Source organism: Planomonospora alba (assembly GCF_039534085.1).
Taxonomy (GTDB): domain Bacteria; phylum Actinomycetota; class Actinomycetes; order Streptosporangiales; family Streptosporangiaceae; genus Planomonospora_B; species Planomonospora_B alba.
Genome location: NZ_BAAAUT010000080.1, coordinates 1 through 24626 on the forward strand (window position 1 = coordinate 1; position 24626 = coordinate 24626).

Here is a 24626-nt window from a genome sequence, read left to right on the forward strand (position 1 = left end):
GGGGGGCCGGTGGCCGGGACGGCGCCGTCCGCCCGCCGCGTGCTGGGGCGCCCGGCCGCCCGCCGCGCCCGGAACCGTCCGGGCGGCCTGGCCGTACCGAGGCGGCGCGGCCGGGTGCGGCCGGCCCCTCCGCCCTCCGCGCGCGGGGACCGCGCCCGGCACCGGGGCGGGATCCCCGGCCCGTGCGTGACGGCGACGACCGGCTGACCGCCCCCCTCCACGCGGTCAGGAGACGCATCGCGGGATCCGGCGGGCCGCGCGGGCCCGTGCGCCGGTCCGGGGACGGCGGGCCGCCGCGGCCGCCCGCGCGCCCGCCGGTGATGCTGCGCCTGGGCAACCCGGGCAGGCGGATCAGCATCGGCCTGATCGCCATGACCTTCGTGCTGTCGATCTTCGCCGGCCGCCTCGTCCAGCTCCAGGGGCTGGACTCCAAGGTCTACATGGCGGAGGCGGCCCGGCAGCGCGTCCAGGAGGAGCGCATCCCCGCCCGGCGCGGCTCGATCACCGACGTCAACGGGCACGAGCTCGCGCTCACGGTCGAGGCGCGCGAGATCTTCGTGGACCCCTACGACGTCGTGCCGGAGCAGCGCGACAAGGTGGCGGCGATGCTCGCCGCGGAGCTGGGCAGGCCCAAGCAGGAGATCGCGGCCAAGCTGGCCGACACCCGCAAGCGCTACGTGCCCGTCGCGAGCGTCGAGCCGATCCGGGCCGAGAAGATCCTCAAGCACGGCTACAAGGGCGTCGGGAGCACGCACGAGTACCGCAGGGAGTACCCCGGCGGCGACCTGGCGGGGACCCTGATCGGGTTCGTCGGAGACGACGGCAACGGGCTGAGCGGCCTGGAGCTCCAGCACAACAAGGTGCTGGCCGGGCGCGACGGCCAGCAGACCATCGAGACCGGCCGCGACGGCCAGCGGATCCCGATGACCCGCAGCACCAGCCGGCAGCCGGTGGAGGGGCGCGACGTGCGCCTGACCATCGACCGGGACGTCCAGTGGGCGGCGCAGAAGGCGATCGCCGAGCAGGTCGAGGCCACCGGCGCGCGCACCGGCAGCGTCATCGTGATGGACGTGCGGACCGGCCAGGTGGTGGCGATGGCCAACGCCCCCGAGCTGGATCTGGAGGACTGGGAGAACACCACCGAGGACCGGTGGGTCAACCGGGCCGTGGCCGACGTCTTCGAGCCCGGAAGCACCAACAAGGTGATCACCGCGGCCGCCGCCCTGGAGTCCGGGGCCGTGCGGCCCGAGACGGTGTTCACCGTGGACGACGAGATCAGGTGCGCCGACCGCGTGCTGCGCGACTCCCACCCGCACCCCACCGAGAAGCTGACGTTCTCCGGGGTGGTCGCCACCTCCAGCAACGTGGGCACGATCCTCGCCGCGCGCAAGGTCGGCGACGCCAAGCTCCACGAGACGCTGCGCCGCTTCGGGTTCGGCACCAGGCCCGGCGCGGGCTTCTACGGCGAGGAGGCGGGGCTGCTGCCCTCGTGGAAGGACTGGTCGGGCAGCCAGCGCTGCACGATCGCCTACGGCCAGGGCATCTCGGTCACCGCCCTGCAGACGGCCAGCGTCTACCAGACCATCGCCAACGGCGGGGTGCGGGTCACCCCGTCGATCGTGGCAGGCACCACCGACGCGGGCGGCGCCTTCGTCCCGGCCGCGGAGGGGAAGCGGACCCGGGTGATCGGCGAGCGCACGGCCCGCGAGATCTCGCAGATGCTGGAGGCCGCCGTCGGCGCGGAGGGCACCGGTGAGCTGGCCTCGATCGACGGCTACCGCGTGGCGGGCAAGACCGGCACCGCGATGCGCTACGACGCCGCCTGCCAGGGATACTGCGGCTACACCGCGACCTTCGCCGGCTTCGCGCCGGCCGACAAGCCCCGCCTGGTCGTCCTGGCCGTCATCCAGGACCCCCGCAAGGGCCACTACGGGGGTGAGATCGCCGCCCCGGTCTTCAAGAAGGTGATGACGTTCGCGCTGAAGAGCAAGAAGATCCCGCCCACCGGTGCCGAGCCGCCGGAGGTGCGGATACGCGCCGGGGAGTGAGCGGGAGCGGTACGCTCTCCGCCGTGCGTCCCCCGTCGTCCATGCGACCCTCAACCAGTCCACCCCGGCCGCTGTCCGGTCTGGCGAGCCTGCTCGGCGCGCCCTCGGGCACGTCGCGCGCGCCGCTGGCCGCCGTCTCCGGGGTCACGATCGACTCCCGCCAGGTCCGGCGCGGCGACCTCTACGTCGCGCTGCCCGGATCGACCGTCCACGGCGCCGACTTCGCCGCGCAGGCGCTGGCCGCCGGGGCGGCCGCGATCCTGACCGACCCGGCCGGCCGCGAGGCCGCCGCCGCCACCGGGCTGCCGGTCCTCGTCGTGCCGGACCCGCGGGCCGTGCTCGGCCGGGTCTCCGCCTGGGTGTACGGCCGGCCGGCGCAGGACATGACGGTCATCGGCGTGACGGGGACCAGCGGCAAGACCACCACGACCTTCATGCTGGAGGCCGGGCTGCGGGCGGCGGGCCACCGTACCGGCCTGGTCGGCGGGGTGGAGCTCCGCGCCGGCGAGCTGCGCTTCACCCCGAAGCTCACCACCCCGGAGGCCAGCGACCTGCACGCCCTGTTCGCGCTCATGCGCGAGCAGGGCGTCACCGCGGCCGCCATGGAGGTCTCCAGCCACGCGCTGGCCCTGGGCCGGGTCGACGAGGTCTTCTACGACGTCGCGCTGTTCACCAACCTCTCCCAGGACCACCTCGACTTCCACCGGGACCTGGAGGACTACTTCTCGGCCAAGGCCCGGCTGTTCACCCCCGAGATGAGCCGGACCGGCGTCACCAACCTCGACGACCCGCACGGCCGCGAGCTCCTGGACCGGGCCAAGATCCCGATGACCACGTTCTCCGCCTCGGGCGACCCCGGGGCCGACTGGCGGGCCGCGGACGTGCGGCTGGGCGGCGGCGGCAGCGCCTTCCGCGTGATCGGCCCCGGCGGCGTCGAGGACGACGTGGCGGTGGCCCTGCCCGGGCCGTTCAACGTGGCCAACGCCCTGGGCGCGATCGTCGCCCTGGTCGAGGCCGGGCTGCCGCTGCGCACCGCCGTGTCGGGCGTCGGCACGCTGGCGGGCGTGCCGGGCCGGATGGAGCGGGTCCCCGGTGGCGACGGTTTCGAGGCGATCGTCGACTACTCGCACAAGCCGGGGGCGGTCGAGTCGGTGCTGCGCTCGCTGCGCGAGGTCACGGCCGGCAGGCTGACCGTGGTGCTCGGCTGCGGGGGCGACCGCGACCGGGGCAAACGCCCGATGATGGGGGAAGCCGCCGCACGCCTGGCGGATATGGCTATTCTCACCAGCGACAACCCTCGCTCGGAGGACCCCCTGCGGATCCTCGCCGAGATGATGGACGGAGTCCTCGGCGTGCCCGAGGAGGAGCGCGCACATGTGATCATTGAGCCGGACCGGGCCGCGGCCATCGACCTGGCGATCGCCCGGGCGGGCTCCGGAGACGTCGTCGTCGTGGCGGGCAAGGGGCACGAGCAGGGGCAGTACGTCGGAGACCGGGTCCTGCCGTTCGACGACAGGCAGGTGGTGGCCGACGCGATCGCCCGGCGGCGGAGCCGGAGCGGGCGCCTAAGCACGCATGAGAGTAGGGAAGACGCATCATGATCCCGTTGCCGCTGGCGAGGATCGCCGAGATCACCTCGGGCGCCCTCACGGGCACGGCCGACCCCCGCGCGGTGGTGCGCGGCCCGGTCGTCATCGACTCCCGGGCGGCCGAACCGGGGTCGCTGTTCGTCGCCTTCAAGGGGGACAGGGCCGACGGCCACGACTTCGCCGCCCAGGCCGTGGCGGCCGGGGCGGTCGCCGTGCTGGCGGAGCGGCCGGTCGACGTCCCCGCGGTGATCGTCGCCGACACGACGGCCGCGCTGGCGGCCCTCGCGACGGCCGTGTGCGCCGAGCTGCCGCAGGCCACGGTGGTCGGCGTCACCGGTTCGTCGGGCAAGACGAGCACCAAGGACCTGCTGGCCCGCCTCACCGCCCGGATCGGTCCGACCGTCGCGCCGGTCGGCTCGTTCAACAACGAGATCGGCCACCCGCTGACCGTGCTGCGGGCCGACGAGACGACCCGCTGCCTGGTCCTGGAGCTCAGCGCCAGGGACGTCGGGCACATCGCCTACCTGGCCCGCATCGCCCCGCCGAGGATCGGCGTGGTCCTCAACGTCGGCACCGCCCACCTGGGCGTCTTCGGCAGCCGCGAGGCCATCGCCCAGGCCAAGGGCGAGCTGGTGGAGGCGCTGCCGGCCGACGGCGTGGCCGTGCTGAACGCCGACGACCCGCTGGTGGCCGCGATGGCCGGCCGCACCCGGGCCAGGGTCACCTGGTACGGCAGGTCCGCCCGCGCCGACGTGCGGGCCGAGGACGTGGCCGTGGACGAGCGGGGCCGCGCGGCCTTCACGCTGCGCACCCCCTCCGGGACCGCGCCGGTCGCCCTGCGCCTGTACGGCGAGCACGCGGTGGACAACGCCCTGGCCGCCGCCGCGGCCGCCTACGAGCTGGGCCTGCCGGTCGCCGTCATCGCCCAGGAGCTGTCGGAGGCCGAGCCCCGCAGCCGCTGGCGGATGGAGGTCACCGACCGCGCCGACGGCGTCACCGTGATCAACGACGCCTACAACGCCAACCCCGACTCCATGCGGGCCGCCTTCCGCGCCCTGGACGCGCTGGCCGGCACGCGCCGCCGCTTCGCCGTCGTCGCCTCCCTCGCCGAGCTGGGCGAGCACAGCGACGCCCTCAACGAGGACGTCGGCCGGCTGGCCGCCGGCGCGGGCCTGGCGGGCCTGGTCGTCGTCGGCGAGGACGCCGGGCCGATCCTGGCCGGGGCCCGGGCCGCGCTGGCGGAGGCCGCCTCCGGCGCGCCACCGGGCGGGCCGGGCACCCGCGTGGTGCACGCGGCCGACACGGAGCAGGCCGCGGCCCTGGTGGAGGAGATGCTGACCCCCGGTGACGTGGTCCTGGTCAAGGGCTCGCGCGCGGCCGGGCTGGAGCGGGTGGCCCACGCCCTGGTCGGGGGTGACGGCCGGTGAGGGACATCCTCATCGCGGCGGCCGTGGCGCTGCTGCTGTCGCTGTTCGGCACCCCGCTGGCGATCCGGCTGTTCTCCCGGCGCGGCTACGGGCAGAGCATCCGGGAGGAGGGGCCCTCCGGCCACCACGACAAGCGCGGCACCCCCACCATGGGCGGCACGGTGATCGTGCTCGCCGCGCTGCTCGGGTACGCCTGCGCCCACCTGATGTCGTGGACCACGCCCACGGTCTCCGCGGTGCTGGTGCTGTTCCTGATGACCGGCCTGGGCATGGTCGGCTTCCTCGACGACTTCATCAAGATCTACAAGCAGCGGAGCCTGGGCCTGCGCAGCGGCGCCAAGGCCCTCGGCCAGCTCATCGTCGGCGCGGTCTTCGCCGTGCTGGTGGTCCGCTTCCCCAACGCCTACGACATCACCCCGGCCGAGACCCGGCTGTCGTTCCTGCGGGACTTCGGGCCGTCGATCACCATCGTCGGGTTCACGGTCTGGGTGCTCATCATGATCGTGGGCTTCTCCAACGCGGTGAACCTCACCGACGGCCTGGACGGCCTGGCCAGCGGCGCCACCGGCGCGGTGCTGGCCTCGTACATCCTGATCGGCAACTGGCAGCTGCGCAACAGCTGCACCACGCAGCTCGGCCCGAACTGCTACTGGGTGCGCGACCCGCTGGACCTGGCGGTGGTCGCCGCCGCCGTGCTCGGCGCGCTGGTCGGCTTCCTGTGGTGGAACGCCCCGCCCGCCAAGATCTTCATGGGCGACACCGGCTCGCTCGCCCTGGGCGGCGTGATCGCCGGTCTGGCGATCACCACCCGCACCCAGCTGCTGCTGATCATCCTGGCCGGCCTGTGCGTGGTCATCACCCTGTCGGTGATCATCCAGGTCGGCTCGTTCAAGATGACCGGGAAACGGGTGTTCCGGATGGCACCGCTCCAGCACCACTTCGAGCTGGCGGGCTGGGCGGAGACCACCATCGTGGTCAGGTTCTGGATCATCGCCGGCCTCTGTGCGGCGTTCGGGCTCGGACTGTTCTACATCGAGTGGATGCCGAAGTCCTGACCGAACCGCCCCGCCCGTCCCGGAAGGACCTGGAAGGACCCGGTAGTCCAATGATCTGTGTGCTGGGTGCCGGCGTGTCCGGCGCCGCCGCCGCCCGCCTGCTGGCCGCCCGCGGCGAGCGGGTGGTCGTCCTGGAGGGCCGGGACGGCGAGCGGCAGCGCGCCGCCGCGGCCGAGCTGGCCGCCGCGGGCGTCGAGGTGCGCTTCGGCGAGCCCGCGGCGGTGCCGGAGGGCGCCTCCCTGGTCGTCGCCACCGGCTGGCCGCCCCACCACCCGGTGCTGGTCGCCGCGGCGGAGGCCGGCGTCGAGGTGATCGGCGAGGTCGAGCTGGCCTGGCGGCTGCGGCCCGAGGGCGCGGCGCCGTGGCTGGCGCTGACCGGCACCAACGGCAAGACCACGGTCGTGCGCATGCTCACCTCGATGCTGAGCGCGGCCGGGCACCGGGCGCTCGCGGTCGGCAACGTGGGCGTCCCGGTGGTCGAGGCGGTCGCCGGGCCGTACGACGTGCTGGCGGTGGAGCTGTCCAGCTTCCAGCTGCACCGCGCGCCGAGCATCGCCCCGCTCGCCGCGGCCGTGCTCAACGTCGCCCCCGACCACCTGGACTGGCACGGCTCCATGGAGGAGTACGCCCGCGCCAAGGGGGAGATCTTCGCGCGGGCCGGGACCGTCGTGCACAACGCCGACGACGAGTGGGCGGCCCGGCTGGCGGCGCCGTACCCCGGCGCGGTCGGCTTCACGCTCCAGGTGCCCCGGCCGGGGCAGCTCGGCGTGGTGGAGGACCTGCTGGTGGACCGGGCCTTTGTCGCCGACCCCGTCCGGGAGGCCGCCGAGCTCGCCTCGCTGGAGGACGTGCGCCCCTTCGCGCCGCACAACGTGGCCAACGCGCTGGCCGCCGCCGCCCTGGCCCGGGCCTACGGGGTGCCACCGGAGGCCGTACGGCAGGGGCTGCGGGACTTCGTCCCGGACCCGCACCGGATCGCGCACGTCGCCCGCGTGGACGGGGTGGACTACGTCGACGACTCCAAGGCCACCAACCCGCACGCCGCGGCCGCCTCGCTCGCGGCCTACCCCTCGGTCGTCTGGGTGGCCGGCGGGCAGCTCAAGGGCGCCGACGTCGACGACCTGGTACGGCAGGCCGCCCCGCGGCTGCGCGGCGCCGTGCTCCTGGGCGCCGACCGCGAGCCGATCCGGCGGGCCCTGGCGCGACACGCCGAGAATGTCCCGGTGGTGGAGGTCGCCGACCGGGACACTGGGGCCATGGACCGTGTCGTCGCCGAAGCCGCCAGGCTCGCCTCCCCCGGGGACACCGTACTGCTGGCCCCCGCAGCCGCCTCCCTGGACATGTTCACCGGCTATCCGGCGCGGGGGGAGGCGTTCGCGCGGGCCGTGCACCGCCTGGAGACCCGGCGGGAGGGGAGCGGCGGATGACCGCGGCCGACCGGACGGCGGAGCCCGCCCCGCTGCGCGGCGGGCTCGTCCGCCTGCGCGAGCTGCTGGGCAGGCCGCTGTTCTCCTACCACCTGCTCCTGGGCGTCAGCGGGCTGCTGGTGGCCCTGGGACTGATGATGGTCCTGTCGGCCTCCAGCATCTCGGCGCTGGAGACGCGGGGGTCGGCCTTCGCGCTCTTCGGGCGGCAGCTCATCTCGATGGCGCTGGGGCTCTGCCTGATGTGGGTCTGCTCCCGGCTGCCGGTGCGGTTCTTCCGGCTGGCCGGCTACCCGATGATGGTCGTGGCCGCGCTGGGCCTGGTCCTGGTGATCTTCATCGGAGAGGCGGAGCTGGGCGCGCAGCGCTGGATCTACATCGGCGAGCTGACCATCCAGCCGTCGGAGCCGGCCAAGTTCGCGCTGGTGCTGTGGGGCGCCGACCTGCTGGCGCGCCGGGTGCGGGGCGGGGCGGTCGAGTGGCGCCACCTGCTCCTGCCGCTGATGCCGGGCACCGCCCTGCTGGCGCTGCTGGTCATGGTGGGACGCGACCTCGGCACCACCATCGTCCTGATGACCATCTTCCTGGCGCTGCTGTGGGTGGTGGGCGCCCCGCTGAAGCTCTTCGGCGGCATCCTCGCGGTGGTGGTGCTCGCCGCCGTCGTGATGATCAGCACCGAGGGTTACCGCGCGGACCGGATCAAGGGGTGGCTGGACCCGTGGAGCGACGCCCAGGACACCGGCTTCCAGGCGGTCCAGGGGCAGATCGCGATGGGCAGCGGCGGCTGGTTCGGGCTCGGTCTGGGCTCCAGCCGGGCCAAGTGGAACTGGCTCCCGCACGCCGAGAGCGACTTCATCTTCGCCATCATCGGCGAGGAGCTGGGCCTGATGGGCACGCTGGTCGTGGTCGCGCTGTTCGGGCTGCTCGGCTACGCGGGCCTGCGGGTGGCGACGAGGGTGGGGGACCCGTTCGTCCGGCTGGCCTCGGCGGCCGCGGTCGCCTGGATCGCGGGCCAGGCGATCGTCAACATCGGCGCGGTCATCGGCGTGCTGCCCATCACCGGCATCCCGCTCCCGCTGCTGTCCTACGGCGGATCGGCGCTGCTGCCGACCCTCGCCACGCTCGGCATGCTGCTCTCCTTCGCCAAGCTGGAGCCCGGTGCGCGCGAGGCTCTCCTCGCCCGTGGCCCCGGACCGGCGGCGCGGGCTCTAAGCTGGCTTGGCCTGGGTGGCCCGCGACCGGGAAGACGGCCGGGCCGCACACGACGTTGAGCACGACACGAGCGAAGGGGCCGACATGAGAGTGGTCCTCGCCGGCGGGGGGACGGCCGGTCACATCGAGCCGGCGCTCGCCCTGGCCGACGCGCTGCGCCGGCTGGACCCGAGCGTCCAGATCACCTGCCTCGGCACGGAGCGCGGCCTGGAGACGCGGCTGGTGCCGGCCAGGGGGTACGAGCTCCAGCTCGTGCCCGCGGTGCCGCTGCCGCGCGCGATCACGCCGCAGCTGCTGACCGTGCCCGGCCGCCTGGCGGGCGCGATCGGCACGGCCGCGGGGATCATGGACCGGGTGGAGGCCGACGTGCTGGTCGGCTTCGGCGGCTACGTGGCCACCCCCGCCTACCTGGCGGCGCGGCGGCGCGGCGTGCCCATCGTGGTGCACGAGGCCAACCCGCGCCCCGGCCTGGCCAACCGGCTGGGCGCGCGGCTGACCGACCACGTGTTCACCGGTCACCCGGACACGCCCCTGCCGAAGGCGGAGTACGTGGGCATCCCGCTCCGGCGCGAGGTCGCCGAGCTGGACCGGCTCTCCACCGGGGACAAGGCGCGCTCCTGGTTCGGCCTGGAGGCCGACCTGCCGACCCTGCTGGTGACCGGGGGCTCCCAGGGGGCCCGCTCGCTGAACCGGGCGGCCCTGGGCGCGGCGCAGGCGCTGCGCCGGGCCGGGGTGCAGGTGCTGCACATCATCGGCCCGAAGAACACGCTGGAGGAGGAGCCGCCGCCCGGCGACCCGCAGTACGTGGTGCTGCAGTACGTCGACCGGATGGACCTGGCCTACGCCGCCGCCGACTTCGCGCTGTGCCGGAGCGGGGCCATCACCTGCGCCGAGCTCACCGCGGTGGGCCTGCCGGCGGCCTACGTCCCGCTCCCGCACGGCAACGGGGAGCAGCGGCTCAACGCCGCGCCGATCGCGGCCGCGGGCGGCGGGCTGCTGGTGGACGACGCCGAGCTGACGCCCGAGTGGATCGTGCGCAACGTGCTGCCGATCCTGTCCGACCCCGAGCGCGTGGTGACCATGTCGGAGGCCGCGTCCCGGATGGGGCGCAAGGACGCCGACACGGCGCTCGCGCAGCGGGTGCTGCGGATCGCGGCGCAGGGGCGGGCGTGATGAGCGGCGGGCACGACGGCCGCCGCGCGACGAGTGGGAAGTGGTGAGCTACCGGTGAGTCTGGTCAAGCTGGTGGAGCCGGTCGCGGCGGAGGAGCTGGGACGGGTCCACTTCATCGGGATCGGCGGTGCCGGCATGTCCGGCATCGCCCGCATCCTGCTCAAGAGGGGGGTCCCGGTCTCCGGCAGCGACGCGCGCAGCTCGCAGATGGTGACCGAGCTGCGGGAGCTGGGCGCGACGGTCCACATCGGCCACGCCGCCTCGCACATCAAGAACGTCGACACGGTGGTGGTCTCCACCGCGATCCGCGACTCCAACCCCGAGCTGGGCGAGGCGCTCCGGCAGGGGCTGCGGGTGATCCCCCGGGCCGCGGCGCTGGCCTCGGTCATGGCCGGCCGCCGGGCGGTCGCCGTGGCGGGCACGCACGGCAAGACCACCACGACCTCGATGCTCACGGTGGCGCTGCAGAAGTGCGGAGCCGACCCGTCCTACTGCGTCGGCGGGCAGCTGGTCACCACCGGCCTGGGCGCCGACGAGGGCGCCGGCGGGGTGTTCGTCGCCGAGGCGGACGAGAGCGACGGCTCCTTCCTCATGCTGGCCCCGGACATCGCCGTGGTGACCAACGTCGAGCCGGACCACCTCGACAACTACGGCGACCCCCGCGCCGTCTACGACAGCTTCGCCCGGTTCGTGGAGCGGGTCGGCGGGACCCTGGTGGTCTGCGCCGACGACCCCGGTGCGGCGGCGCTGGCGCCCATCGCCCGCGCCCGGGGCCTCGAGGTCGTCACGTACGGCGAGGCCGAGGACGCCGACCTGCGGGTGGGCGGGATCACCCCCGACGGCATGGGGGTGTCCTTCCTGCTGCACGGGCACGGCGAGGTGAGGCTGGCGGTGCCCGGCCGCCACAACGCGCTCAACGCCGCCGCGGCCATCGCGGTGGCCGCGGAGCTGGGCGTCCCCTTCGACGCGGTCCGCGACGGCCTGGCCGCCTTCACCGGGGCCAAGCGGCGCTTCGAGGCCAAGGGAGAGGCCGGGGGGGTGGCGGTCTTCGACAGCTACGCCCACCACCCGACCGAGCTGGCCGCCGACCTGCGCGCCGCCCGGGACGTGGTGAACTCCTTCTCCGGCTCGGGCCGGGTGATCGCGGTCTTCCAGCCGCACCTCTACTCGCGCACCCGGTTCTTCGCCGACGACTTCGGAGCCGCCCTGGGGCTGGCGGACGAGGCCATCGTCCTGGACGTCTACGGCGCCCGGGAGGATCCCGAGCCCGGGGTCTCCGGGGCGCTGGTGGCGGACAAGGTGCCGCTCCCGCCCGGCCGGGTGGAGTACGCGCCCGTGCGCGAGGCCGTGCCCGCGCTGGTGGCCGGCCGTGCCAGGCCCGGCGACATCGTCCTCACCATGGGCGCGGGCGACGTCACGGAGCTGGGCCCCCGGATCGTCGCGGAGCTGGCGACCCGGTGACCGGGACGCGGGACGCCGCCGGTCCCGGGCCGGCGGAGCGCGGCGCGCCGGATCACGCGGGCCCGGAGGGCCACGCGGGCCCCGACCGCGCCGGCCCGCCCGGCAGGGAGCCCGCGCCCGGGCACGGGAACGCGGCCCGCGGGGGAGAGCCGGCCTCCGGACCTGGCGGCGCCCGAGGCCCGCGGCGCGCCGGCGCTGCGGCGGGCGCCCCCGCGAGCGCGGAAGGCGCGGCGGACACGGAAGGCAGGGCGGGCGGCGGGGCCTGGCGGACGGCCTTCCTGGCGCTGCTGACCGCCGGGGTGGTGGGCACCGCCGTCTGGCTGGTCTTCATCTCCCCGGTGCTGGGGGTGCGGGAGATCCGGGTGAGCGGCAACTTCGACGTGCCGGCCGACCGGATCCGGCAGGCCGCCGGGGTCGCCGACGGCACGCCCCTGGCCACCGTGGACGTGGCCGCGGTGGCGGGCCGGGTCCGGGCGATCCGGCAGGTCGAGTCGGTCGAGGTCGGCCGGAGCTGGCCCGGCACGCTGGTGGTCGAGGTCGTCGAGCGCGAGCCGGTGGCGGTGCTGCCGGTGGGCGCAGAGGCGGCCCTGGTGGACCGCCACGGGGTGGTGACCGAGGTCAGGGCCGTCGCGCCGCCGGCCCTGCCGGTGCTGCGCCTGGACCGGCCCGGCCCGGACGACCCGGCGACCGGCGCGGCGCTGGCCGTGATCGCCGCGCTGCCGGAGGAGCTGGCCTGGAAGGTGGCGGAGGTCAGGGCCCCGTCGGCCGAGACCGTCACGCTCCGTCTCAAGGACGGCCGCGTGGTGGTCTGGGGCGGGCGCGACCGGCCGGCCGACAAGGCGCGGATCCTGACCACCCTGCTGGAGCGGCCCGCGGACACCTATGATGTGAGCTCGCCGGACGTCGTGACGGTGAAGTGACCGGGACGCTCGTCGGGTGTGCTCCGGACCGTCTCGCGAAACGTCTCACGAAAAGGACAGGCCGCGACACGCCGGGCACGCTTGCGGCGCGGTTAGTTGACCCGCCGCGAGCGTAGCTCCTACTGTCCGTATCAATCCTCAGGTTGACATAAATCTAAATCTCAACTTGAGGGTGAGAGTTAAAGAAACGACGGCACGGGCCCCGTGCCGCATGAAATTGCAAGTCAACGAGCGGAAAGGCCCCTCGTCGTGGCAGCACCGCAGAACTACCTCGCGGTCATCAAGGTTGTAGGCATCGGCGGAGGCGGAGTCAACGCCGTCAACCGGATGATCGAGGAGGGACTCAAGGGCGTCGAGTTCATCGCCATCAACACCGACGCCCAGGCGCTGCTCATGAGTGACGCCGACGTCAAGCTGGACGTCGGGCGGGAGCTCACGAGAGGCCTCGGCGCGGGGGCCAACCCCGAGGTGGGGCGGAAGGCGGCCGAGGACCACCGCGAGGAGATCGAAGAGGTCCTCAAGGGCGCCGACATGGTGTTCGTCACCGCCGGAGAGGGCGGCGGCACCGGCACCGGCGGTGCTCCGGTGGTCGCGAACATCGCGCGCTCCCTGGGCGCGCTGACCATCGGCGTGGTGACCCGGCCCTTCAGTTTCGAGGGCCGCCGCAGGGCGATGCAGGCCGAGGCCGGCATCGAGACCCTGCGCGAGGAGGTCGACACCCTCATCGTGATCCCGAACGACCGGCTGCTGTCGATCTCCGACCGGCAGGTCAGCGTGCTGGACGCCTTCAAGGCGGCCGACCAGGTGCTGCTCTCCGGTGTGCAGGGCATCACCGACCTCATCACGACCCCCGGTCTGATCAACCTCGACTTCGCCGACGTGAAGTCGGTCATGTCGGGCGCGGGCTCGGCCCTGATGGGCATCGGCCACGCCCGCGGCGACGACCGGTCGGTCGCGGCGGCGGAGATGGCGGTCTCCAGCCCTCTGCTGGAGGCCAGCATCGACGGCGCCCACGGTGTGCTGCTGTCCATCGCGGGCGGCTCCGACCTCGGCCTCTTCGAGATCAACGAGGCGGCGCAGCTGGTGTCCAACGCGGCCGCCCCGGACGCCAACATCATCTTCGGTACGGTCATCGACGACGCCCTCGGAGACGAGGTGCGGGTCACGGTGATCGCGGCGGGCTTCGACGAGCCCGCCGGGAGCGGCGACAAGGGCTCCCCCGCGCAGGCGGCCCGCCCGCAGCCGTCCCGGCAGCCCGCGGCCCCCGCGGCGGCCGCGCCGGTCCGCCCGGTGCCGCCCGCGAAGGTCGAGTCCCGGCCCGAGCCGAGGGCCGCCCAGACGCCGCCTGCCCCGGTCCGCCCGGTCGCGCCGGCCCCGGCCCCGGCTCCTGCCGCCCCCGCTCCGGCCCCCCAGCCGGTCCAGCCGGCCGCCGTCCAGGCCGAGCAGCCCGAGCCGCAGCGGGTGGAGGAGCCCTCCGCCCCGCAGGTCTCCATCCCGCGCCCGGCCCCCGAGCCGCCGCAGCCCACCCCCATCTCCGCGAAGGTCTCCGACTCCGCCCGCCGGCGTCCGGTGATCTTCGAGGAGCAGGAGGAGGAGCTGGACGTGCCCGACTTCCTGAAGTGACATTGATCACTGCCGGGTGGGTGCCGATCCCCTTCTCGGGGGCCGACAGAATGGATTCCTCCGGTTTGTCGGTGTTCGAGCGGCGGGAATGTGACGGAGACAACACGAAGAGATGAGATCGCGGCCGGCCTGGCCGGGGTCGAGGCGCGCATCGCCGAGGCCTGCCGGGCGGCCGGGCGGGCGCGCGAGGAGCTGACCCTCGTCGCGGTGACCAAGACCTACCCCGCCTCGGACGTGCGGCACCTGGCCGCGCTCGGGGTGCGGGACGTGGGGGAGAACCGCGACCAGGAGGCCGCGCCGAAGGCGGGCGACTGCGCGGACCTCGGGCTCGTCTGGCACTTCATCGGGCAGTTGCAGACCAACAAGGCCCGGTCCGTGGTCCGCTACGCCGATGTCGTGCACTCCGTGGACCGGCTCCGCCTGGTCTCGGCGCTCGGCGCCGAGGCGGTCCGGGCGGGCCGGGAGATCACCTGCCTGGTCCAGGTAGCGCTGGACGACGACCCCGCCCGGGGCGGGGCGCGGCCGCAGGACGTGCCCGCCGTGGCCGACGCCGTGGCCGCGGCCGAAGGGCTCCGGCTGGGCGGGGTGATGGCGGTGGCCCCGCTGGGGGAGGAGCCCGCCCGGGCCTTCGCCAAGCTCCGCAGGATCGCGCAGGCCGTACAGGACGCCCACCCGGGCGCCCGGATCGTCTCCGCGGGCATGAGCGGCGACCTCGGCGAGGCCGTGGCGAACGGCGCGACACACCTCCGGATCGGTACGGCGTTGCTCGGTCACCGCAAGCCCTTCGTCAGGTAATGTCCCTCCAAGTGGGCGTTGCCGTCCACGTATCCGGTGAGTGGTCGATCGGCGGTGAGCGTCAAGGGGGGATGGCTGCCACCCCGAGTCAATCGAAGTAAGACGGAGGAAGAAGTAGCGATGGCCGGCGCGATGCGCAAGATGGCGGTCTACCTCGGTCTTGTGGAGGACGACCGCTACGAGAGGTACGACGCCTACTCCGACGACGAGTTCGACGAGTTCGACGAGTCCCGCCGGGCGGGTGAGGAGCGTCCGGGCGCGGCCGTCGAGCCCCAGGACGACACCGACCCGGGTGTGCCCGCCCCCCGGCCCGCGACGGCCGTCCTGGAGCGCCGCACGACCGATCTGGCGCGCATCACGACGCTGCACCCCCGCACCTACAACGAGGCGCGGACCATCGGGGAGCACTTCCGTGAGGGGACGCCGGTCATCATGAACCTGACCGAGATGGTTGACAGTGACGCGAAGCGGCTCGTCGATTTCGCGGCAGGTCTCGTCTTTGGCCTACACGGGAGCATCGAACGTGTTACGAACAAGGTGTTCCTGTTGTCCCCTGTCAATGTCGAGGTGACCGCCGAGGACAAGGCCCGAATCGCGGAGCGCGGGTTCTTCAACCAGAGTTAGAGTTCCACCATGTACACCGAGTCGAAGCCCACCCCGTCCTTCCGGCGGCCGTGGACCAGGACGGAGGCAGGACAGCGCCGTGGGGATCGTTAGCGACATCGTGGTCGTCGTCCTGTGGATCTACCTGCTCCTGCTGATCGGCAGAATGATCATTGAGACGGTGCAGGCGTTCGCCCGCCAGTGGCGCCCCACGGGGGTCGTCCTGGTCCTGGCGGAGGCCATATACACGGTCACCGACCCACCTCTCAAGTTCCTCCGCCGTTTCATTCCGCCACTCCGGTTGGGTACGGTGGCCTTTGACCTCAGCTTCACAGTCCTGTTCATTGTGGTCTGGGTCTTGATCCAACTCGTGTCCGCGCTTCGTTGATCGGGTACCGTCCCTCCGGACAGACTCCAAGCGCGCCAAGGAGACCGAAAATGCCGCTGACACCCGCTGATGTGCGGAACAAGCAGTTCAGTACGACCCGACTCAGGCCGGGTTACGACGAGGAGGAGGTCGACGCCTTCCTCGACGAGGTCGAGTCCGAGCTGGACCGCCTCATCCAGGAGAACGAGGAGCTCCGGGCCAAGCTGGCGGAGTGCATGCGGGGCAAGGTGCCCGGCGGGATGGGCATGGCCATGGCGCCGGCCCCCGTGGCCGAGCCCAAGCCCGAGATGATGATGCCGCAGCAGCCGGAGCCGATGCGGGCTCCCGAGCCGGTGCAGCAGCAGCCGGTCCCCGTCGCCATGGGCATGCCCCCGGCCGAGGACAACATGGACACCGCCGCCCGCGTGCTCGCCCTGGCCCAGCAGACGGCCGACCAGGCGATCGCCGACGCCCGCCGGGAGGCGGACGAGACGGTGAGCCGGGCGCGCCGCGAGGCCGACGACATCCTGGGCAAGGCCCGCCGCCAGGCCGAGCAGGTCATCGGCGAGGCCCGGGCACGCGCCGAGACGCTGGAGCGCGACGCGCAGGAGCGCCACCGCCAGGCCATGGGCTCGCTGGTGCAGACGCGCGACGAGCTCGAGCGCAAGGTCGAGGAGCTGCGCAGCTTCGAGCGTGAATACCGCAGCCGTCTCAAGCTGTACCTGGAGAACCAGCTCGCCGAGCTGAACGTCGCGGCCGAGGGCAGCGGAGGCTTCCCGATCGTGGGCGGCCCCGTGGGCGGCCCGCCGGTCATGTCGCACGCCACGGCTCCGGGCGGGCAGCAGCCTCTCCAGAGCGGCCCCGCCCCCTTCGGCGGTGAGCCGTCGCAGCACTCCGGGGCGTTCCAGGGCGCCGACAGCCCGCACAACGACCGCCGCTAAGGTGCCGGGTCATCCGTCTGACCCGTAACCGGGAGTTCCTTCGTGATCCTCATCAGCGCTGGTTTGGTGCTGACGGCCGTCGTCCTGCTGATAGCGGGGGTCGTGCTCACCAAGCCCTTTCTGGTCATGTGGTCGATCGCGGTCAGCGTGCTGTCCGCGGTCTTCCTGGTGATCGGGGCGTTGCTCCGCCGCCATGAGCTGTTCCCCGGACGCGGACGCGCCGGGGCGGCTCCGCCGTCCCCCTTCCCGGGGGCGGTTCCGGCCGGTGCGATGCCCGTGCCGCCCATGGCGCCCCACCAGCACCCCGTCCCCGGGGCCGCCGGTGTCCCGGGAGCGCCCGCGGCGGCCCCCCAGGGCGTACGGCAGGCGGCCGCGGCCCGTCCCCGGCCCGCGGCGGCCGCGGCGACGGCGACGAGGCAGGGCGTTCCGGACGCCGGTGCGATCGTGCTGGTGATCCCCGGACGCAGGCGCTACCACCTGCCCGGGTGCCGCCAGCTGGCCGGCCGGGACCACGAGGAGCTCACCCAGGAGGAGGCGCGGGAGGAGGGCTTCACGCCCTGCACCACCTGCCTGCCCGACACGGGCGCCGCGCAGGACGGCCCGGGGGCGCACGAGCCCGCGCGGTCCCCGGCGTCCACGCCCCAGGCGTTCCAGGACTCCGGCCCTTCCGGGGCCGGCGGACCGGCCGAGGGCGAGACCGCGCGCTTCACCCCTCCGTACCGCCCCGTCGCGGCGGGACCCGCCCCGGAGCCGTCCGCCCCGGCGGGCGAGGGCTCCGCGGCCGCCGGCCGGTCCGGTCGCGAGGCGGCCACCGCGTCTGCGGCACCGGAACCCGCGGCCACCGAGGCCGCCGATCGGCCGGAGACGGCCGCGCGGCGGGTCGCGGAGCCGGCCGGAGGAACGGACGGGGACGCCGCGCCGGAGCGTGCCGCCGAGCGGGAGACCCCGGCCGCGCGGGCTGCAGGGACCGCAGAGGCCGCGGCCGCCGCGGGCAGGGCCGCCGCCGGCGCCCCGCAACCGGCGGGGACCGGGACGGCGGACGGGCCCCGGGCCGGGTCCACCGGGCCGGAGCCCGCGGGCGCCGAGCCCGCGGAGCCCGACGGCGACGGGCCCGGAGCGGACGAGCCCGAGGCCACGGCCGTGTGGCGGGTGCCCGCAGCCGCGGGGGAGAAGGCGGGGCCGGAGCGTGCCGGCGGCCGGGAGAGCCCGGCCGCAGAGGCCGCGGCCGGAGAGGCCGCCGACAGGACCACCGCCGACGCCGCAGAGCCGGTGGAGCCGGCCGGGACCGAGCCCGGGCGCGCCGGGCGGCCGGTGCCGACCGGCTCCACCTCGGCGGGACCGGAGCCGTCGCCGGAGCCCTCCGCGGACGCCGACCGGAGGCCCGCGGCCGCCTCCGCGGAGGAGTCGCAGACCGGCGCGCCGCCGGACGACGACACCTCGCCCCACGGCATCCCGGTGATCGGGAGCGACGCGGCCGAGACGGTCAGCGTGATCGCGGGCACCCGCCGCTTCCACACGTCCACCTGCCCGCTGATCAAGGGCGTGGACGACGACGGCGTCGAGAGCATGTCGCGGGCCGAAGCGGAGAAGGCCGGCCTGAGCGGCTGCGCCGTCTGCCAGAACGACCCGGCCTGACCGGCGGGACGGTCGCTCCGGCGGGCCCCGCCGGAGCCGGACCGTCTCCCGTCCGCGGGCCGTACCCCGGGCGGGGAGCGCGGCCGTGCGGAGGGGACGACATGCGAACAGGGCCCCGGGGAGAGATCCCCGGGGCCCTTCCGCCGTGCGGCCGTCAGGCGCTGCGGCGGAGCTGGAAGGCGAGTCCCAGGTCGGCGTCCTCGTGCGCCGGGAGCCCCTCGGCGGCGCCCTCGGTCATGGACACGGCCAGCACCTCGTCGGCCACCGCGCCACCCTGGGCGCGCAGCGCCTCGGCCAGCTCGGGGTCGGAGGCGGACCACCACAGGTCGATCCGGTCGGTGATGGACAGGCCCGTGGACTTGCGGGCCTCCTGGACCAGCCGGATGACGTCGCGGATCAGACCGGCGCGGCGCAGCTCGTCGGTGATCGTCAGGTCGAGGGCGACGGTCTCCCCGGCCCCCGTCTCCACCGCCCAGCCGGACTTCGGCTGCTCGGTGACGACCACGTCGTCGGCGGTGAGCTCCACCGTGCCCAGCTCGCCGGCCTCCAGCGAGACGGGGGACCCGGAGCGCAGCGCGGCGGCGAGCCCGCCCGGGTCGGCGGCGGAGACGGCCGCGGCGACCAGCTTGGTCTGCGAGCCGAACCGCTTGCCCAGCGCCCGGAAGTTGGGCTTGACGGTGAACGAGACCAGGTCCGCCCCGATGCCCGACAGGTCCTGCAGCGCCTGGACGTTCAGCTCGTCGGCGATCAGCTCGCGCAGCTCGGGGGAGAGCGCGGCCCAGCCGGGGGCGCCGACCAGGGCGCGGCCGAGCGGCTGGCGGGTCTTGACCCCGCTGGAGGCGCGGGCCGAGCGGCCCAGCTCCACCAGGCGGCGGACCAGCGCCATCTGCTCCGACAGGGCCGCGTCCAGCAGCGCGGAGTCCACCTCGGGCCAGGTGGCCAGGTGCACCGAGACGGGGTCGGCGTCGGTGCGGAGCACGTCCCAGACGTAGTCGGTGATGAACGGCACGACCGGCGCCATCAGGCGGGTCACGGTCGACAGGCACTCGTACAGCGTGGCGAAGGCGGAGGCGTCGCCCGACCAGAACCGGCGGCGGGAGCGCCGCACGTACCAGTTGGACAGGTCGTCGAGGAACTCGCTCAGGCGCCGCCCGACCCGGGCGGTGTCGAACTCGTCCATCGACGCGGTGACCTCGGCCACGGTCCGGTGCAGCTCGGCCAGGGCCCACCGGTCGATCAGCGGCCGGTCGGCGGGCGCGGGCGCCTGCGCCGCCGCCGCGGGCTCCCAGGACTCGGCGTTCGCGTAGAGGGTGAAGAAGGAGACCGTGTTCCAGTAGGTGAGCAGGACCTTGCGGACGATCTCCTCCAGCGTGGCGTGCCCGACGCGGCGGGCCGCCCACGGGGAACCGGAGCAGGCCATGAACCAGCGCAGGGCGTCGGCGCCGTGCCGGTCCATCAGGGAGATCGGCTCCAGCACGTTGCCCAGGTGCTTGCTCATCTTCCGGCCGTCCTCGGCGAGGATCAGGCCGAGGCAGAGCACGTTCTCGTAGGAGGTGCGGCCGAAGACCAGCGTGCCGACCGCCATCAGCGAGTAGAACCAGCCGCGGGTCTGGTCGGTGGCCTCGCAGATGAACTGCGCGGGGTAGGCCTTCTCCAGCATCTCCGCGTTGACGTGCGGCGCGCCCCACTGGGCGAACGGCATCGAGCCCGAGTCGTACCAGGCGTCGATCACGTCGGGGACGCGGCGCGCCTCGGCCCCGCAGGAGGGGCAGGGCAGCGTGACGTCGTCGACGTAGGGGCGGTGCGGGTCGAGCGCGGAGACGTCCTGCCCGGACAGCTCGCCCAGCTCGGCCAGCGAGCCGACGCAGGTGACGTGGGACTCGTCGGCGGAGCAGACCCACAGCGGCAGCGGGGTGCCCCAGTAGCGGGAGCGCGACAGCGACCAGTCGACGTTGTTGCGCAGCCACTCGCCGAAGCGGCCCCACTTGATCGTCTCGGGGTACCAGCCGACCTTCTCGTTCTCGGCGAGGAGCTGGTCCTTGATCGCGGTCGTGCGGATGTACCACGCGGGCAGCGCGTAGTACAGCAGCGCGGTGTGGCAGCGCCAGCAGTGCGGGTAGCTGTGCTCGAAGTGGCCGCCGCGGAACAGCAGCCCCCGGTCGCGCAGGTCGGCGGTGAGGGCCTCGTCGGCGTGCTTGAAGAACTGCCCGCCGACCAGCGGCACGTCCTCGGCGAAGCGGCCGTCGGGGCCGATCGGGTTGACCACGGGCAGGCCGTAGCGCTTGCAGGTGGCCATGTCGTCGGCGCCGAAGGCGGGCGCCTGGTGGACCAGGCCGGTGCCGTCCTCGGTGGTGACGTAGTCGCCGAGCACCACGTAGTGCGCGCCGGGGATGTCGACGAAGTCGAACGGCCTGCGGTAGGAGGTGCGCTCCAGTTCGGCGCCGGCGAAGGAGGCGAGCACCTCGGCGTCCTCGCCCAGCACGGCGGCCAGCAGCGGCTCGGCGACGACCAGCACCTCCTCGGAGCCGGCCGGCCGGGCCGCGACGTAGGTCACCTGGGGGTGGACGGCGACCGCGGTGTTGGAGACCAGCGTCCACGGGGTGGTGGTCCAGATCAGCAGCGAGGCGCCGAGCTCGGCCAGCGGGCCGGAGGTGGCGGGCATGCGGACGTAGACCGACGGGCTGGAGACGGTCTCGTAGCCGCCGGGCTGGCCCAGCTCGTGGTCGGACAGGCCGGTGCCGCAGCGCGGGCAGTACGGCGTGATGCGGAAGTCGCGGAAGAGCAGGCCCTTGTCGAAGACGACCTTCAGCGACCACCAGACGGACTCGACGTAGGCGGGGTCCATCGTCCGGTAGGCCTGGGACAGGTCGATCCAGTAGCCCATGCGTTCGGTCATCGCCTCGAACGCGTCCACGTGCCGCAGCACCGACTCGCGGCACTTGGCGTTGAACTCCGCGATGCCGTACGCCTCGATGTCCTTCTTGCCGGACAGGCCGAGCTCTTTCTCGATGCCGACCTCGACGGGCAGGCCGTGGCAGTCCCAGCCCGCCTTGCGGGGCACGGTGTAGCCGCGCATGGACTTGTAGCGGGGGAAGACGTCCTTGAAGACGCGGGCCTCGATGTGGTGGACGCCGGGCATGCCGTTGGCGGTGGGCGGGCCCTCGTAGAAGACCCAGGTCGGGCCGCCGGAGTTCTGCTCGACCGAGCGCTCGAAGATCTTGCCGTCCCGCCAGCGGCCGAGCACCTCGTGTTCGAGCGCGGGCAGGTCGACCTGCGCGGGAAGGGGACGGAAATGGGCGGACATGACGGGCTGGAACCTCCACGCTGGTGCTGGCCTGCAGGTGCGCGGAGGGACGAGACCTGGCGGTCCCGCGGTACCACCCTCCTTGACCTCCCGCGAGGGGAGGCCCTCTTCTTTCGGTTCGCTGCCGGTTCTACTGGGTGTCCGCCGCAGGCGGAGGACCGTTCTTCCGGCGGCTCGGGGGTGATCTTCCCTCGGGGTCCCGCCCCGGGCTCGCACCGTCCCCGGGTCGCTCGTGCGGGAGGGGCCTGAGGTACTCGTCCCCGTCAACGCCTCGCGAACTCAAACGATAACGCACGCGGCGCGGCACGGCCTCCCGGTATCCGCGGCCGGGCGGACCCGCGCGGCCGAGGAATGACCTGCGAGGAGCGGGATAGTACTGGGTTGGCAAAGACGCCGCTGGGTCGTTGCCGTTCTGTTATGGGCGGCCTAAGCTGCCCGCACCGTCTTACCGCACCGGTAGGGGTGTCCGATCGAGTGAGGAGGCCGACATGGCCACGACCATTCGCGCAGACAAGGGCGCGGTAGAGCCGTCCCGGAACGGCTCCGCGGCGACGTGGAACCGGGAGGAGCTCGAAGAGGTCCGCCGGCGGCTGACCGCCGAGATCGACGAGCTGACCGTGGAGATCGCCCGGGCGGAGTCGGAGATCGCCTCCAGCGACGTCACCGACGGTGCGGGTGACGACCAGGCCGATGCCGGGGCCCGGACGTATGCGCGCGAACGCGAGATCGCCCTTACCCTGAATTCGCGCGACCTGGTCGCGCAGAACGAGCGAGCGATCGCCCGGATCGACGCGGGGACCTACGGAGAGTGCGAATCGTGCCATCAGCCGATCGGCAAGGAGCGCCTGCAGGCGTTCCCGAGGGCGACGCTGTGCGTGGCCTGCAAGCAGCGGGAGGAGCGCCGCTGACCGACGGCGGCGCCGGCGACGGGGCGGCCTCCGCCGTCCCGTCCGGAAGGCGGCGCGTCGCCGTGCTCGCGACGATCGCGCCGATCGTCTACCTCCTCGATCTGATCACCAAGACGATCGTCCTGAGGACCCTGGAGGGCCGGGAGCCGCTGGTGGTCATCCCGGACCTGCTCCAGTTCCGGGTGATCTTCAACTCCGGGGCCGCCTTCAGCATCGGCACCGGCATGACGATCGTCTTCACCTTCGTCGCGGCCGGCGTGGTGATCGCCATCCTGCGCACCGCGCGCCACCTGCGCAGCCTGCCCTGGGCGGTCACGCTCGGCCTGCTGCTCGGCGGGGCGCTCGGCAACCTGACCGACCGGGTCCTCCGCTGGCCCGCGGGGTTCGGCAGGGACGCGCCGTTCCAGGGGTACGTCGTCGACTTCATCGAGACCTTCCCCGGGCGCTTCCCCGTCTGGAACGTCGCCGACGCGGCGATCGTCTGCGGCGGCGTCCTCGCGGTCCTCCTCGCCTGGCGGGGCTACCAGATCGACGGAACGCGCGACACCGGAGAGAAGGAGGGCAGGAACGATGGCTGACCGGCGAAGCCTCCCGATCCCCAACGGCCTGGAGGGCGAGCGCCTCGACGCCGCGCTGTCGCGGCTGTTCGGCCTGTCCCGCACCCGCGCGGCGGAGCTGATCGCCTCCGGCGACGTGCTGGTGGACGGCTCCACCGCGGCCAAGTCCGACCGGGTCCAGGGCGGGGAGTGGCTGGACGTGACCCTGCCCCCGCCGCCCGCCGCGCCGATGCCGGTGGCCGAGCCGATCCCCGGCATGGCGGTCCTCTACGAGGACGACGACATCGTCGTCGTCAACAAGCCCGTCGGCGTGGCCGCCCATCCGACCACCGGCTGGACCGGGCCGACCGTGATCGGGGGGCTGCTGGGCTCCGGGCACCGGGTGGCGACCAGCGGGGCGGCCGAGCGCCAGGGCATCGTGCACCGCCTGGACGCCAACACCACCGGTGCGATGGTCGTGGCCAAGAGCGAGCACGCCTACTCGCACCTCAAGCGCGCCTTCAAGGAGCGCACCGTCGACAAGATCTACCACGCGCTGGTCCAAGGGCACCTGGACCCGCTCCGCGGCACGATCGACGCGCCGATCGACCGCCACCCCTTCGCGGACGGCAAGTTCGCCGTGGTGGCGGGGGGCAAGGAGTCGGTCACCCACTACGACACGATCGAGGCCTTCCGCGCCGCGTCGCTGCTGAGCATCAAGCTGGAGACCGGCCGCACGCACCAGATCCGGGTCCACATGTCGGCGCTGCGCCACCCGTGCGTGGGCGACATGCTGTACGGCGCGGACCCCACGCTGGCCGCGCGGCTGGGCGTGAACCGGCAGTGGCTGCACGCGGTCTGCCTGGCCTTCGAGCATCCGGTGACGGGCGAGTGGGTCAGCTTCACCGCCGACTACCCCGAGGACCTGGCGCACTCCCTGAAGGTCGCCGGCGGCGACGTGTAGCCGCCCGCCGGGGTCAGCCGTCCGAGGCGTTCCCGCGGGAGCGCCCGCCCGTGCCGGAGCCTCCGCCGGCCCCGCCCCCGGCCTCGGCCGGGTCGACCTGACCGGGGGAGCCGGCGCCGTTGCCCTCACCGCGCCCGCCGTTCCCGTTCCCGTTGTTCCCGCGGCCGTTGCCCCCGCCGCGCCCGTCGCCGTTGCCGCGGTTCTCCCCGCGGTCCTCCGCCGGCGGCTCCGCTGCGCCCCGCCCCTCCCCGGTGGACGGCTCGGCGGACTTGGAGCGCTTGTCGCCGCCGGACCCGTCCCGGGAGGAGGGCTCCTCCCGCTCGTCCGGGGCGCTCCTGCGCGTCCCTCCCGCCGGCTCCCGGCCGGCGTCCGCGGGCGACCCCGCCCGGGACGACCCGCCGTCCCGCTCCGGCCGCTCCCCGCCGGAGCCGTCGCGGGATCCGGTGCGCACCGTCTCGGCGGTGGGGGGCGCTCCGCTCTCCCGCGCCGGTGTGCTCGCGGAGACGGGCGGCTGCGGCGAGCCCGCCGGATCGGCGGGGCCGGCCGGAGACTGCGCGGTGACCCACGCCATCCCCCCGGCGGACAGCCCGACCGCGAGCACGGACGCGGAGACCAGGGCCATGACCGGGCGCCGCGGCGCC

General features: G+C 74.1%; 19 protein-coding genes and 1 pseudogene. 18 read left to right on the forward strand and 2 right to left on the reverse strand.

The window, feature by feature from the left end; genetic code table 11:
- Window positions 1-320: 320 nt before the first annotated feature.
- The 15 genes from ABD823_RS31340 to ABD823_RS31410 all read left to right on the forward strand — a co-directional run bounded on the left by ABD823_RS31340 (window position 321) and on the right by ABD823_RS31410 (window position 18273).
- Window positions 321-2048 carry a peptidoglycan D,D-transpeptidase FtsI family protein gene (locus ABD823_RS31340; RefSeq protein ID WP_486352089.1) on the forward strand — a complete coding sequence of 576 codons (1728 nt, stop codon included), beginning with the start codon at window positions 321-323 and terminating at the stop codon, window positions 2046-2048.
- 41 nt (window positions 2049-2089) lie between these two features.
- Complete coding sequence (locus ABD823_RS31345; protein ID WP_344865975.1) at window positions 2090-3649, forward strand: UDP-N-acetylmuramoyl-L-alanyl-D-glutamate--2,6-diaminopimelate ligase; 1560 nt, start codon at window positions 2090-2092, stop codon at window positions 3647-3649.
- A complete protein-coding gene (locus tag ABD823_RS31350) occupies window positions 3646-5064 on the forward strand; it encodes a UDP-N-acetylmuramoyl-tripeptide--D-alanyl-D-alanine ligase (protein WP_344865977.1) in 1419 nt (472 codons plus the stop codon). Before ABD823_RS31345 ends, ABD823_RS31350 begins: the two co-directional genes overlap by 4 nt.
- The gene (mraY, locus tag ABD823_RS31355; protein ID WP_344865979.1) at window positions 5061-6119 is read left to right on the forward strand and encodes a phospho-N-acetylmuramoyl-pentapeptide-transferase; all 1059 of its coding nucleotides are present in this window, start codon (window positions 5061-5063) and stop codon (window positions 6117-6119) included. Before ABD823_RS31350 ends, mraY begins: the two co-directional genes overlap by 4 nt.
- Before the next feature lie 50 nt (window positions 6120-6169).
- Window positions 6170-7546: a UDP-N-acetylmuramoyl-L-alanine--D-glutamate ligase gene (gene murD, locus ABD823_RS31360; RefSeq protein ID WP_344865981.1), complete on the forward strand. Its 1377-nt coding sequence runs from the start codon at window positions 6170-6172 to the stop codon at window positions 7544-7546.
- Window positions 7543-8814, forward strand: a complete 1272-nt coding sequence (gene ftsW, locus ABD823_RS31365; RefSeq protein WP_344865983.1) for a putative lipid II flippase FtsW — start codon at window positions 7543-7545, stop codon at window positions 8812-8814. The genes murD and ftsW overlap by 4 nt, the downstream gene beginning before the upstream one ends.
- A 25-nt stretch (window positions 8815-8839) precedes the next feature.
- Complete coding sequence (murG, locus tag ABD823_RS31370; protein WP_344865985.1) at window positions 8840-9928, forward strand: undecaprenyldiphospho-muramoylpentapeptide beta-N-acetylglucosaminyltransferase; 1089 nt, start codon at window positions 8840-8842, stop codon at window positions 9926-9928.
- Window positions 9929-9982: 54 nt separating this feature from the next.
- Window positions 9983-11389 carry a UDP-N-acetylmuramate--L-alanine ligase gene (murC, locus tag ABD823_RS31375; protein WP_344865987.1) on the forward strand — a complete coding sequence of 469 codons (1407 nt, stop codon included), beginning with the start codon at window positions 9983-9985 and terminating at the stop codon, window positions 11387-11389.
- Between the two features lie 302 nt (window positions 11390-11691).
- Window positions 11692-12309 carry a cell division protein FtsQ/DivIB gene (locus ABD823_RS31380; protein ID WP_344865989.1) on the forward strand — a complete coding sequence of 206 codons (618 nt, stop codon included), beginning with the start codon at window positions 11692-11694 and terminating at the stop codon, window positions 12307-12309.
- Window positions 12310-12558: 249 nt separating this feature from the next.
- Window positions 12559-13932 carry a cell division protein FtsZ gene (gene ftsZ, locus ABD823_RS31385; protein ID WP_344865991.1) on the forward strand — a complete coding sequence of 458 codons (1374 nt, stop codon included), beginning with the start codon at window positions 12559-12561 and terminating at the stop codon, window positions 13930-13932.
- Between the two features lie 90 nt (window positions 13933-14022).
- The gene (locus ABD823_RS31390) at window positions 14023-14727 is read left to right on the forward strand and encodes a YggS family pyridoxal phosphate-dependent enzyme (RefSeq protein ID WP_344865993.1); all 705 of its coding nucleotides are present in this window, start codon (window positions 14023-14025) and stop codon (window positions 14725-14727) included.
- Window positions 14728-14847: 120 nt separating this feature from the next.
- The gene (locus ABD823_RS31395) at window positions 14848-15351 is read left to right on the forward strand and encodes a cell division protein SepF (RefSeq protein WP_344865995.1); all 504 of its coding nucleotides are present in this window, start codon (window positions 14848-14850) and stop codon (window positions 15349-15351) included.
- Between the two features lie 79 nt (window positions 15352-15430).
- Window positions 15431-15718, forward strand: coding sequence for a YggT family protein (locus ABD823_RS31400; RefSeq protein ID WP_344865997.1), 288 nt, complete (start codon window positions 15431-15433; stop codon window positions 15716-15718).
- A 50-nt stretch (window positions 15719-15768) separates the two neighbouring features.
- Complete coding sequence (locus ABD823_RS31405; RefSeq protein WP_344865999.1) at window positions 15769-16638, forward strand: DivIVA domain-containing protein; 870 nt, start codon at window positions 15769-15771, stop codon at window positions 16636-16638.
- A 42-nt stretch (window positions 16639-16680) separates the two neighbouring features.
- Entirely contained in the window at window positions 16681-18273 is a 1593-nt protein-coding gene (locus tag ABD823_RS31410) for a hypothetical protein (protein ID WP_344866001.1), read from the forward strand.
- Between the two features lie 154 nt (window positions 18274-18427).
- On the opposite strand, the gene ileS is transcribed toward ABD823_RS31410, so the two are convergent.
- Window positions 18428-21577 (reverse strand): isoleucine--tRNA ligase, encoded by a 3150-nt coding sequence (ileS, locus tag ABD823_RS31415; RefSeq protein ID WP_344866003.1) that lies wholly within the window; start codon window positions 21575-21577, stop codon window positions 18428-18430.
- A 500-nt stretch (window positions 21578-22077) separates the two neighbouring features.
- Between ileS and ABD823_RS31420 the strand changes: the two genes are divergently transcribed.
- The 3 genes from ABD823_RS31420 to ABD823_RS31430 are packed head-to-tail and all read left to right on the forward strand — an operon-like array spanning window position 22078 to window position 23985.
- Entirely contained in the window at window positions 22078-22485 is a 408-nt protein-coding gene (locus ABD823_RS31420) for a TraR/DksA family transcriptional regulator (protein ID WP_425566689.1), read from the forward strand.
- On the forward strand, window positions 22449-23063 hold the full coding sequence (locus ABD823_RS31425; RefSeq protein ID WP_344866007.1) for a signal peptidase II: 615 nt from the start codon (window positions 22449-22451) through the stop codon (window positions 23061-23063). The genes ABD823_RS31420 and ABD823_RS31425 overlap by 37 nt, the downstream gene beginning before the upstream one ends.
- Window positions 23056-23985 (forward strand): RluA family pseudouridine synthase, encoded by a 930-nt coding sequence (locus tag ABD823_RS31430; RefSeq protein ID WP_344866009.1) that lies wholly within the window; start codon window positions 23056-23058, stop codon window positions 23983-23985. The genes ABD823_RS31425 and ABD823_RS31430 overlap by 8 nt, the downstream gene beginning before the upstream one ends.
- Before the next feature lie 13 nt (window positions 23986-23998).
- Here ABD823_RS31430 and ABD823_RS31435 read toward each other — a convergent pair.
- A pseudogene (locus ABD823_RS31435) lies at window positions 23999-24626 on the reverse strand (hypothetical protein); the annotation flags it as partial.